General features: G+C 73.8%; 9 protein-coding genes. All 9 read right to left on the reverse strand.

The features are described from left to right. Positions 1 to 289 (reverse strand): hypothetical protein (locus tag AWW66_RS00005; RefSeq protein ID WP_157527018.1); only part of this gene is annotated, 289 nt, incomplete at its 3' end. A gap of 17 nt (positions 290 to 306) precedes the next feature. Continuing rightward, on the reverse strand, positions 307 to 1,110 hold the full coding sequence (locus AWW66_RS00010) for a ferritin-like domain-containing protein (RefSeq protein ID WP_067359193.1): 804 nt from the start codon (positions 1,108 to 1,110) through the stop codon (positions 307 to 309). Positions 1,111 to 1,125: 15 nt separating this feature from the next. After that, on the reverse strand, positions 1,126 to 1,347 hold the full coding sequence (locus AWW66_RS00015) for an MbtH family protein (RefSeq protein WP_067359194.1): 222 nt from the start codon (positions 1,345 to 1,347) through the stop codon (positions 1,126 to 1,128). Beyond that, positions 1,344 to 2,159, reverse strand: coding sequence for a thioesterase II family protein (locus AWW66_RS00020; protein ID WP_067359195.1), 816 nt, complete (start codon positions 2,157 to 2,159; stop codon positions 1,344 to 1,346). The genes AWW66_RS00015 and AWW66_RS00020 overlap by 4 nt, the downstream gene beginning before the upstream one ends. Then, complete coding sequence (locus AWW66_RS00025; protein ID WP_067359196.1) at positions 2,156 to 3,133, reverse strand: ornithine cyclodeaminase family protein; 978 nt, start codon at positions 3,131 to 3,133, stop codon at positions 2,156 to 2,158. The genes AWW66_RS00020 and AWW66_RS00025 overlap by 4 nt, the downstream gene beginning before the upstream one ends. Then, on the reverse strand, positions 3,120 to 8,222 hold the full coding sequence (locus AWW66_RS00030) for a non-ribosomal peptide synthetase (protein ID WP_169807027.1): 5,103 nt from the start codon (positions 8,220 to 8,222) through the stop codon (positions 3,120 to 3,122). Before AWW66_RS00030 ends, AWW66_RS00025 begins: the two co-directional genes overlap by 14 nt. Further along, complete coding sequence (locus AWW66_RS00035; protein WP_067359198.1) at positions 8,219 to 9,379, reverse strand: FAD-dependent oxidoreductase; 1,161 nt, start codon at positions 9,377 to 9,379, stop codon at positions 8,219 to 8,221. The genes AWW66_RS00030 and AWW66_RS00035 overlap by 4 nt, the downstream gene beginning before the upstream one ends. A gap of 21 nt (positions 9,380 to 9,400) precedes the next feature. Beyond that, positions 9,401 to 10,621, reverse strand: coding sequence for a DegT/DnrJ/EryC1/StrS family aminotransferase (locus tag AWW66_RS00040; protein WP_067359199.1), 1,221 nt, complete (start codon positions 10,619 to 10,621; stop codon positions 9,401 to 9,403). A gap of 246 nt (positions 10,622 to 10,867) precedes the next feature. Then, positions 10,868 to 12,199 (reverse strand): MFS transporter, encoded by a 1,332-nt coding sequence (locus AWW66_RS00045; protein ID WP_067359200.1) that lies wholly within the window; start codon positions 12,197 to 12,199, stop codon positions 10,868 to 10,870. Positions 12,200 to 12,238 lie beyond the last annotated feature (39 nt).

The raw sequence follows: 12,238 nt of genomic DNA on the forward strand, positions 1-12,238 counted from the left end.
GGCGGTCGGCGATGGTGGTGAGGGCGGCGGCGAGGGCGGACACCACCAACGGCCCCCGGATCCGGTACGCGACGTCCGCCATGTTGTACGCGATGCCGCCCGGTTGGAGCTGGTCCAGGAACCACAACCGGCGTTGCCCGAACGACGGCGCCCACCGTTCACCCCGCGCCACCGGCTCGAGCCGGACGTCGTCGCGGAGGCTGGCCGTTGTCGAGGTCGCCATCCCGTGCAGCCGGCGTCGCAGCAGCTCGGTCCGGTAGGCGGACACCTCACCCGCGTCATGGATCATGGAAACTCCCCTTCGGTTCAGTGCACCGCCCACACCGGGTTGTCCCGGCGGTACCGGTGTAGCTCCGGCGCGTCGTGACGGGCCGCGAAGATGATCGACATCCGTTTCTGGTGCCGCCGGCGCATCCAGGCGGAGACGGAACCCGGCCGTACGGTCGGGTTGAGGCGGCGGACCAGCGACTCGATCGAGCCGAGGTCGCTGTAGCGGACGACGAACTCCTCGCTGTGGAGCAGGTCCTCCGCGGGCATGGTGGCGAGCAGCCTGAGGCCCGCGCCACGGGTGAGGTAGTGCATGCCCAGGCCGACGTGCCGGGACTCGTCGCGCCGCACCAGCCGGTAGATGTCCCCCAGCCCGGTGGAGCGCAGTCCCCGGACGAACCACAGGAACTCGTCGGAGGCGAACCCCTCCAGGAGCATGTGCGCCAGTGCCCGGGCGGCGGGATGCTCCATGGCGAGCAGCCCCCGCGACAGGTTCTCGATCGGCTCGGGTGGATCGGCCACCACCCCGCCGACCGCCTCCGCGTAGTACGCGAAGACCGCGCTGTGCCGTCCCTCGTCGGCGACGGCCGTGGCGCCGATCAGCTTCGCGGCGGCGTCCGGGCTCTCGGTCACGATGACGCTGGCCGCCTCCAACCCCAGTTGCTCGGCGTACACGCTGCCGCTGGACAGGTTCCAGGTCAGCTCCAGCAGGTCGTCCGAGGGCTTGATCTTGTGCAGGGCGGCCCGGGCGGTGGCCTTCGGGTCCCAGGTCGAGCGGCGGGCGTCGGCCAGGAAACGCTCCGTCACCTCGTCGATCTCACGGTCGTAGTGCGCCAGTGCCATCGCTGACCGTCCGCGTCACGTCGTCGCCTGGTTGCGCAGCGCCTCGCGCACGCTACGCGGTGTGATGTCCGGCCAGATCTCGCGAATGTGGGCCAGGCAGCTCTCCTTGTCCCCGGAATGCCCGACGTCCTGCCAGCCCAGCGGGTTGTCCCGGTCGACCGGCCAGATCGAGTACTGCTCCTCGTGGTTGACGACGACCTTGTACCGGATCGTCGACCCGTCCTCGGTGTGGCTCATCGTGTCCCTTCCAAACTCGTGACGTCGGGGGTGGACAGCAGGCACAGCAGCCGGCGCGAGAGGTCGACGGCGAGCGCGTGCGGGTGTTCCTGGAAGAAGAAGTGACCGCCGGGGAACACCCGCGACTCGAACCTGCCGGTGGTCCGCTGCGCCCACCCGGCCAGCGCCGGTCCGGTCGCGTCCGGGTCGTCGACGGCACCGTAGGCGATGATCGGGCACCGGACGACGGCGTCGGGCGCGACCCGGTGTCCCTCCACCATTCGCAGGTCCGCGCGCAGGATCGGCAGCATCAGCTCCAACAGCTCGGCCGACTCGAACACCTCCGCGGGCGTGCCGCCCATCGCCCGCATCGCCGCCGCGAGCTGCTCGTCGTCCAGCCGGTGCAGGCGGGAGGGGCGGGGCCAGCCGGGAGCGGGCTGCCCCGCCAGGACCAGGCACGACAGCGGCACCCCACGGGACTGGAGGGTGAGGGCCAACTCCAGGGCCAGGATCGCGCCCATGCTGTGCCCGAACAGGACGACCCGGTCGCCCAGCAGGGGCCCCACCTCGTCGGCGAGCTGCCGGGTCAGCTCGCGGACGTCGTGGGCGGGCGGCAGGTGGAAGCGGGTGCCCCGGCCGGGCAACTCGGCGACCCAGAGATCCAGCGCGCGGGAGACCATCGGCAGCCAGTCGTCGTAGGCGTTCACCGACCCGCCGGCGTACGGCAGACAGAACATCTGCGGACGGTCGCCGGTGATCCGCCCGGCCGGGCGGAACGCCCGGTCCGCGTCGCGGCGCTGCGGCGGCGTGTCCCCCGACGCCGCCGAGGTCATCGGGCACCCACCACGACACCGGCGTCGCGCTCGGTCGCCAGGTCGTACACCAGGCGACCGGCGACGAGATCCTCCACGGCCAGGCCGAGGGACTTGAACAGGGTGGTGGCGGCGGGACCGGTGCGGCCGGGGTGCCGACCGGCGATCACCTCGCCGAGCTCGGCCCGCACGTGGTCGGTGTCCAGGACCCCCTCGGAGATCGGCACCAGCAGGTCACCGGCCTCCCGCAGGGCCGCCTCCCGGCTGTCCACGAAGACCTCGGCGCGGCGTACCAGGTCGGTCGGCAACTCCCGGCAGGTCGGCCCGAACGCGCCGACGCCGTTGATGTGCACCCCCTCGGGCGCGACGCTGCCCTCCTCGACCACCGGCGTCAACGACGACGTGGTCGTGCAGATCACGTCGGCGTCCTTCACCGTCGCGTCCGCGCTGTCACCCACCTCGGCCGGCAGCTCCTGCCGACGGGCCCACGCGACGAGCTGTTCGGCACGGTCGACACTCCGGCTGAACACCCTGATCCGCGCCCAGTCGCGCAGCGCGCCCAGCGCCGACAGGTGCGCCCTGCCCTGGACCCCGGCGCCGACGATCGCCAACCGGTTGGCGTCCGGACGGGCCAGCAGCGTGGTCGCCTGGGCGGTCACCGCCGCCGTCCGGATCTCGGTCAGCGCCACCCCGTCGATGACGGCCAGCGGCTCGCCGTACGTCCCGTCGAGCAGGATGAGCACGCCCTGGACGTGCGGCAGGCCCCGTTCGGCGCTGCGGTCGAACATGGACAGCACCTTCAGGCCGAGCCCGGCCTCGACCCCGGCGGCGGGCATGATGAGCACCCGTCCCGGGCTGGTCCCCGCCTCCACGGTCACCCGGGGATGCTGGTGGACCTGTCCGGTGCTGAAGTCCGCCAGCGCCCTGCCCATGGCGGGCACCAGGTCGGCCGGCGACAGCAGGGCGCGTACGGTCGCGCCGTCAATGACCCGCATTGTCTGGCTCCTCTCTCCCCGGCGTCCCCGCCGCGCCCGTGCCGGTCGGCAGCGGGTCGTCGGTGACGGCGGCGACGACGTCCTCATCGGTCATGTCCTCGATCTGCGCCGTCACCACCGTGGCCACGGCCGCGGCGAGTTCCCGGACGGTACGGTTCTCGAAGATCGCCCGCAGCGGCAGCGGGATGTCGAACGCGGAGCGGATCTCGTGGATCACCGTGGTGGCCATGAGCGAGTGCCCGCCCAGGTCGAAGAAGTCCGCGTCGGCGCCGATCGGCCCGCGCAGGTGCTTCGCCCAGACGTCCGCGACGATCCGTTCGTGCGGTTGCAGGGTCTCCGCGTCGGCGGCGGCCACGGACCGCTCGTCGAGCCCGGCCAGGCCGGCGCGGTCGAGCTTGCCGGCGGCGGTCAGCGGTAGCGCGGGCACGCCGACCATCCCCGCCGGGACCATGTAGCTCGGCAACCGCGCCCGGAGGAACCCACGCAGCGCCTCCGGGTCGACGGCACCGCCCGGGCGGGGCACCACGTAGGCCACCAGGATCCGGTCGGCGCCCGCACCGGTGGCCAGCACCGCGGCTTCGGCGACGTCCGGGTGCCCGGTCAGGGTCACCTCGATCTCGCCGGGTTCGATCCGGTACCCACGGACCTTCACCTGGTGGTCGGTGCGGCCCAGAAACTCGATGCGGCCGTCGGACGTCCAGCGGGCCAGGTCACCGGTGCGGTAGAGACGCGCGCCCGGCTCGGTGCCGAAGGGATCGGGCACGAACCGGTCGGCCGTGAGGTCCGGCCGGCCGAGGTAGCCACGGGCGAGGCAGATCCCGCCTACATACACCTCGCCGGGCACCCGGGGCGGCACCGGCCGTCCGCGCTCGTCGAGGAGGTGGATCCGGGTGTTGGCGATGGCGCTGCCGACCAGCGGGAACACCGGCCAGCCGCGCGGGTCCCCGGCGAGCATCTGCGCCGTCACGACGTGCGCCTCGGTCGGCCCGTACTGGTTGTCCACGCGGACGCCCGGCAGGCGGCACAGCAGGTCACGTACCTCGCCGGTGATCTGCAGCCGCTCGCCGGCGGTGGCGATCGAGGCCAGCGGCGGCAGCTCCGACCGGCTCGCTGCCGCCTGCGCGACCTGTTCCAGCACCAGCGGGGTGCAGAACAGCCGTCGTACCCCGGTCGTGGTCATCACCGTGAGCAGTTGCTCGGGATCGCGCCGCTGGTCCCGGTCGAGCAGGACCACGCGCTCGCCACACAGCCAGGTCGAGAACATCTCCTGGAACGAGATGTCGAAGTGCAGGGCGGAGAACTGCAGGGTCGGTCCGGCGCACTCGGCCCGCCGCACCTGCCAGTCGAGCAGGTTGACCAGCGGCCGGTGGGTCATCGCGACGCCCTTCGGCTGGCCGGTGGAGCCGGAGGTGTAGATGACGTACAGCAGGTCGTCCGGCGAGCCCGGGCCCGGTGGGTCGGTGGGGTCGCAGCGGTCGATCGCGGCGGAGTCGGTGTCCAGGCACCGCACCGGGACGTCGAGCCGCGGCAACCCGTCACGGACCTCCGTACGGGTGAGCACGAGGGTCGCTCCGGCGTTCGTGACCATGAAGGCGAGGCGCTCGGCCGGGCTGTCCACGTCGAGCGGAAGGTAGGCCGCGCCGGCCTTGACGACGGCCAGCAGCGCGACGACCGCGTCCAGCCCCGGTGGCAGGAGCAGCGCGACCACCTGGCCCCGCCGGATTCCGTGCCGGCGGAGGTGACCGGCCAGGCGGTTGGCGCGCCGGTCCAGGTCGGCGAAGGACAGCTCCCGACCGTCCACCACCAGCGCCACGCGGTCCGGCGTACCGGCGACCTGCGCGGCGAAGAGCGCCGGGATGGTGCGGTCGCCGGGCAGCGCAGCAGACGTGTCGTTCCAGCGGTACAGGATCCGGTCACGTTCCCCGGCGTCGAGCAGCTCTACCGTCGACAGGGGGGTGTCGGGCCGCTCGGCGAGCCGGTCGGCCAGGCGTTCGACGTGCCGGGCGTACTGGGCGGCGGTCGACGCGTCGAACAAGTCGGTGGCGTAGACGAGCTCACCGACCAGCGCGCCCGACGGACTCTCGGCCAGGTGCAGCTCCAGGTCGAAGCGGGTGGCGACGGTGGCCGGCGGGTGCCAGCGGGTCGCCGTACCGGGCAGCTCCAGCGAGTCCGGGGCAGTGAACAGGTCGAACCACACCTGCGCCACCGGGTACCGGTTCAGGTCCCGCGCCGGGGCGAGCTGCTCGGCCAACCGCTCGAAGGGCAGGTCCTGGTGGGCGTAGGCGGCGGTCGCCGCCGCCCGTATCCGGTCGACGAGCTGGGCGAAGGTGGGGTCGCCGGACAGGTCCGCGCGCATCGGCAGCGTGTTGACGAAGAACCCGACCACGTCCTCGAAGTCCGAGCGGAACCGCCCGACCGACGGGCATCCGACGACGAACGTGTCCCGTCGGGCGTACCGGCCGAGGAGCACCTGGTACACGGCGAGCGCCACCATGAACAGCGTGGCGCCGCGCTCACCGGCCAGGTGACGCAACCCGGCCGCGACGTGCGGGGGGATCCGCACCGGGACGGCGGCGGCACGGTACGACGGCACCGGCGGGTGGGGGCGGTCCGCCGGGAGTTCCAGCACCAGGTCCAGGCCGGCGAGCCGCCGGGTCCAGTACTCGACGACCTCGTCGACGCGGTCGCCGGTGAGGTGCCGGCGTTGCCAGGCCACGACGTGCCGGTACTGCCGGCCGTCGGGGAGCGGATCGGGCCGGCCGGCCGTCGCGGCCCGGTAGGCGGCCGACAGGTGCCGTTCGAACGGGGCGAGGGACCAGCCGTCGAAGACGATGTGGTGGACGACCAGCAGCAGCAGGTGGTCGTCGACGCCGACCCGCAGCAGCCGCGCCCGCAGCAGTGGCCCATCCGCCAGGTCGAACGGTACGGCGACCTCGGCGCGGGCGAGCTGCTCGGCCTCCGCCCAGGAACCCACGGCCCGTACCGGCAGCTCGCCGACGACCTGCGCCGGCTCCAGCAGGCGGGCGCGGGGTTGGCCGTCCTCCGCCGGGTACCGGTGCCGCAGGCACTCGTGCCGGATCGTGACGGCCCGCAGCGCCTCGCCCAGCGCGGCCACGTCCAGCGGACCCCGGATGCGGTAGCCGGCGCCCACGTTGTAGGCGACGTTGCCGGGCATGAGCTGGTCGAGGAACCACAGGCGGCGCTGGGGCGGGGAGAGGTCACCGGTGGCGGGGGCGACGTCCGGCAGCTCCGTGGCCGGCGGTGCGGTGGCGACGGCGGCGGCGAGGCCCGCGACGGTCCGGGCGGCGAAGACGTCGTGGACGTTCAGCCGTACGCCGAGCGCCGTGCCGGCCCGCAACGCGATGCGGGTGGCGCACAGCGAGTCGGCGCCGAGGGCGAAGACGTCGTCCTCGACCCCGACCTCGGGCAGGTCGAGGACGTCGCGGACGACCTCGGCGATCGTCCGCTCCGGGCCGTCCGCCGGACGTCGGGTCGGCGCCGGCCGGGTCGCGACGGGCAGCCGGGCGCGATCCAGCTTGCCCGTCTCCGTCACCGGCAGCCGCTCGAGCAGCGACAGGTGGCGCGGCACCATGAAGGGCGGGAGCTGGTGGGACAGCCAGCGACGCAACGCCGCCGCGTCCACCTCGGCCCGGCCCGGACCGGCGGTGGCGGGCGCCACGAAGGCTGCCAGGGACAGCGTGCCGGTCGGGTCGTGCACCGGGACCACGGCGGCGTCGGCCACGCCGGGGAAGCGACGCACGGCGGCGGCGACCTCACCGGGTTCGATCCGGTAGCCGTCGATCGTCACCTGGTCGTCGAGCCGCCCGAGGAACACCAGCGCGCCGTCGGGCCGCGCCTGCACCCGGTCGCCGGTGCGGTACATCCGTGCGCCAGGGGCGCCCCGGAAAGGGTCGGGGAGGAACCGCTCCGCCGTCCGGTCGGCGGCGCCGAGGTAGCCCCGGGCCACACCCCGACCGCCGAGAACGAGCTCACCCGGCGTCCCGGCCGGTACCGGCCGCAGCCCCGCGTCCAGGACGTACGCGTGCACGTCGTTGATCGGCACCCCGATCGGCACCCGCTCCTCGCCGGCCGGGTGGACCCCGGTCCAGGAGGTCGCCGCGACGGTGGCCTCGCTCGGGCCGTACTGGTTGAACACCCGGATCCACGGCGCCACGTCCCGCAGGCGGCGTACCGTCCGCGCCGGCAACTCCTCGCCGCCGCAGGTGACCTGACGTACGGCGGCCAGCCGCGCCGCCGCGTGCGGCTCGTCGAGCAGCCGGCGCAGCAGGGACGGTACGACGTCGAGCATGGTGACGCCCTCGGCGGCGACCAGGTCCAGCAGCCGGGCCGGCCAGAACCGCTCGTCGCCGTCGCCGAGGACGAGGCCCGCGCCGGTCAGCAGCGGCAACAACAGTTCCCGTACGCCCGCGTCGAAGCCGGGCGCGTGGGTGGGCAGCAGCCGGTCCCCGGGGCGCATCCCGTACTCGGCCGCGCTCCAGCCGATGAGGTTGAGCAGGGCGTCGTGGCTGACCCCGACCGGCTTCGGCGCGCCGGTCGAGCCGGAGGTGTAGACGACGTACGCCAGGTTGCCGGGGCCGACCGCTGGCGCGGGCCGCCGGGGCCGGGCCTCCGGTCGCGCGCCCGGTCGGGGCGACAGCGGCGTCACGTCCGCCAGCGCCGTCCGGACCCGCTCGTCGGTCAGGAACACCGACCGGACACCGGCGTCGCGGACCAGGTGCGCCAGCCGCGACGGCGGGTGGTCCGGATCCAGCGGGAGGTAGGCGGCGCCCCGCTTGAGCACGGCGAGCACCGCGGCGACCAGGTCGGGGCCGGGCCGGAGGCACACCCCCACCACCGACTCCGGGCCGATGTGGTCGGGCAGCCGCCCGGCCAGGCTGTCCGAGTGGTGGTCGAGGTCCCGGTAGGAGACCCGCTGTCCGGCGCCCACCAGCGCCGTGCCGTCCGGGTCGCGTGCGACGGCCCCGGCGAACGCCGCCGCCACGGTGCCGGCCGGCCGCCCCGCCCCGGTCCGGGCCGCCCCGGCCGGCAGCGCGGGTTCCGCCTCGTGGCCCCGCATGGACAGCGTCATGACGCCGGCAGGAGTTCGGCCACGTCCGCGGACGCCGCACCGTGTACCGCCAGGTCGACGCAGACCTGGCCGAGCAGCGGGACGAACTTGAAGATCCATCCCGAGGTGCAGTAGACCACCCGCTCGGCGCCCGGCACCCGTCCCACCCGGAACGCCCGGTCGTGGTCGGCCGGGAGGGTGACCAGGCAGGTCGAGGGCGCCAGGGGCGTCGGGTCGAGGCCGGCGAGGTGGCGGTCCACCCAGGCCGACAGGCGGCGGAGGTCGGCGTCCCGGGCGACGCCGGTCGCCCGGCTGGCCTCCGGCAACGGGTTGGCCTCGGAGTCCGGCGCGACCCGGACCAGGTCCCGGTGTCCCCACGGGTTGCGGCCGAACCCGTAGTAGTGGGCGTCGCCGCTCTCCTCGGGTGGTTCGAAGGCGAACCAGGTCGGGTAGTCCTGCGCGGGATCCCGGAGCCGGAAGTACGCCGACGGCATCTCGAACGTCCGCATCGCCAGGTGCACGCCGAGCGGCTCCAGCAGGGGCGTGGTCGCGGCGCCCGCGGCGACCACGACGGCACCGGCGCGCGTCGTCCCGGCGGCGGTGACCACCTGCACGCCGGTGCCGGTGGGCCGGATCTCCCGGACGGGCACCTCGGGCAGGATCCGCGCCCCGGTGGCGACGGCCAGCGTGTAGAGCGACCACAGCGTCGCCCGGACGTCGATCGCGCCCCCGTCGGGTTGGTGGAAGCCCTGGTAGTGGCCGGGCAGACCACCGAACCCGAAGCGTGACTCGATGTCCTTGACGTCGAGCCACTCGTACGGGAGGGACAGCCGGTCCAGCACGGCGACCGCCGCCCGGATCTGCCCCTCGTTGCTGTCCTGGTCGATGTCGCCGAACCACAGGCTGCCGGTGCGGTGCACCAGCGGCCGGTCGATGTCGTGTTCGAGCCGCCGCCAGGCCGGTACGGCGGCGAGCACCAGGCGGGCGAGTCGCTCGTCGCTGTACTGGAGCCGCCACTGTCGCTCGGCGCCGCCCGAGCTGCCCCCGTCGTGGAACAGCGGCTGCCGCTCGAAGAGCACCACGGAGAGTCCCGCGGCACCGGCCGCCCACGCCGTCGCCAGACCCACGGCACCACCGCCGATCACGGCGATGTCGAACACCTCGTCCGCCTTGGCCATCAGGGACTCCCTCACTGTCGGCTATGCACGGGTTCCGTGGTCGAGCGCCTCGCCGAGCGCCGCGACCATGCTCTTCACGTCGACCTCGCTGAAGGCCGGGTGGCACGGCAGGTTGATCTGCTCCTCGAACCAGCACCGCTCGGCGACCGGGCAGTCACCGAGCCGGTGCCCACGGCTGCGCCACTCCGGCAGCAGGTGCAGCGGGAAGTAGCGCAGCCACACGTCCACGCCGAGCTGCACCAGGCGCTCGACCACCCGGTCCCGCACGACCCCGCGCTCCGGGCGGACGAACAACGTGTAGAGGTGGTACGAGTGCTTGTGTCCCTCCGGTGCCACCTGCAACCGGACGGCGGGGTGGTGGGCCAACGCCGCGTCGATGTCGGCGGCGACCCGCCGCCGGGCCTCGGTCAGCGCCGGCAGCCTGCCGAGCTGCACCAGGCCGACCGCGGCGGCCGGCTCGCTCAGGGTGGCGTTGGTGCCCGCCGTCCGTACCGCGACGCACTCCCTGCTGTGCGCCAGCCCGTCGAACATGGCCCGCGGCACCTTGCGCAGCGTGGACGGGGCCGGGCGGAACACCGCGTCGCACTCGTTGTTGCGCAGTCGGCCGATACGTTCGGCCCAGTCGTCGCGGTTCAGGGTCAGCATGCCGCCCTCACCGAGGGTGGTGATGTTCTTCGTGGAGTGGAAGCTGAAGCACGCGATGTCGCCGAGCACGCCCGGCTGTTCGCCGAAGTACTCCGCGCCGAGCGCGTGCGCGCAGTCCTCGACGATCACGAAGTCGTACCGGTCGGCCAGTTCCCGCACCGCCGCCATCTCCGCCGGGAGCCCTCCGTAGTGGACCAGGATCACGGCCCTGGTCCGGGGGCTCACCAGGTCGGCGAGGCGACTGACGTCGATGTTGAGGGTGTTCGGGTCGATGTCGCAGAAGCGCACCGTGGCCCGGTGGTCCAGCAGCGGCTGCGCGGTGGCCTGGTACGTCTGGGGAGTGACGACGACCTCGTCGCCCTCCCGCAGGTCGAGTAGCTGGATCGCCAGCCTGAGGGCGACGGTTCCGCTGGTCACGCTGAACGCGTACCGGGAGCCGACGTGGTCGCGGAACGCCTCCTCGAACCTGCTGCGCCAGGAGCCCTGCGACAGCCGCTTGCCGGACAGCAGGACCTCGGTGACGACGGCCACCTCTTCGTCGCCGACGATGGTGCCCAGGGTGGGGTACGGAACGTGGTGCCTCCTGGAAGCAGTCAAGATCAGCCCTCTCGATCGGGCCGTACGCGGGACCCTGCGGCCCGGTGTCGCCGCAGCCCGGCGTCGGCCGCTGTACGGCTGTCCCGATTCTTGGCGGAAGCGCTGTTTGCTTACTTTCGCGGGACTGTTCCCGGTACGCCGGTGTCAGGCCCGCCGGGGCGACGGCGACCGGGACGGCGGCACGGTCGCTGTCCCGCCGGCGGGACAGCGACGCCGGGTCCGGCCCCGCGCGGCGCTCCGAACCGGTCAGGCGACCTCGTCGGCCTCGACCGCCACCGCGCCATCGCGGGTGCCGACGCGGGACCCGTCGCGCTCGGGGTCCGTCGGCCGGCCGTCCGGCTCGGGCCCGGCACCGCGTCGACCCAGCCACCACGCACCGAGCGCGGTCAGGAGCGCGGCGGCGAGCAGCGTCCCCCGGTAGTCCGCGACGGTGACGAGGAAGGCCCCGATCGGGATGGCGATCGCTGTCGGCCCGAACACGAGCGTGTTGGCGCTGGCGGCCACCCGGCCCAGGAGTCGCTCGGGGGTGCGGGTCTGCACCGCCGTCATGGCCGCGACGACCGTCCAGGGCAGACCGATCCCGATGATGACGCTGCTGGCGACGACGGCGGGGGTCCAGGGCAGCAGGCGCGCCGCCGTTCCGACGGCGAGCAGCAGGGCTCCGCAGGCGCCGACGGCCGCCTCCCCGCGTCGGGTGATGAGTCGCCCGGTCACCAGGCCGCCGGCCAGCGCTCCCGCACCCTGGGCCGAGGAAAGGACGCCCATGAACGCCGGGGTCAGGCCCAGGCCTTCGTCCACCACGGCGAAGAGCGGGGCCGTCGTGAGGCCGGACATGGTCATGGCGAGTGCGCCGAGGAGCACGATTGCCAGCAGGTGGACGCGGCGGCGCAGGAACCGCACGCCCTCCCCGGTATCCCTCATCAGGTGGCGCCAGCCCCGACCCGGCGCGTCCGGTGCGGCACCCTGACCTGCGGCGGCCTGCGGTGGCGTGGCCGGCGGAACGTACCGGACCCGGACGAGCCGGTAGAGCACCGCGGCGACGAGCAGCATGGTGGCGGCGAGGGCGGAGACGGCGGCTCCACCGACCACGGTGAACAGGGCCGCACCCACCAGTGGGGCGAGCAGCTTGGCGCCCTCCTGCGCGCTCATCCGGAAACCGTTGATCCGGCCCAGCTCGTCGGCGGGCAGCGCGGCGGGCAGCAGGGCCGCCTCGCCGGCGTCGAGCAGCACGTAGCTGACGCCGTAGGCGAGCATCACGGTGTACAGCAGCCACACCTGGTCCGCCGAGCGCACCGCCAGCAGCAGAAGAAGCGAGCAGGCGACCAGGAGGTTGGTCCAGATCAGCAGGGGGCGGCGCGGTAGCCGGTCGACCAGGGCACCGAGCAGGGGACCGATCAGGGTCGGCAGGAACACGCAGAAGCCGGCCAGGGAGGCCAGTGCGGCGGAACCGGTGAGGTCCATGACCCAGACGCCGGCGACGAGGGACATGGCCGTGCCACCGAAACCGGAGACCAGGGAGACCGTGACGAAGAGGATGGCATTGCGTCGCAGCGCCGTGTCCGAGGTCGCCGGATCCATACCCGCCTCCCGGTCCGCCCAGTTGGCTCAACTCTACTG

Origin of the sequence: Micromonospora rosaria, from assembly GCF_001567585.1 — a bacterium.
GTDB lineage: Bacteria > Actinomycetota > Actinomycetes > Mycobacteriales > Micromonosporaceae > Micromonospora > Micromonospora rosaria.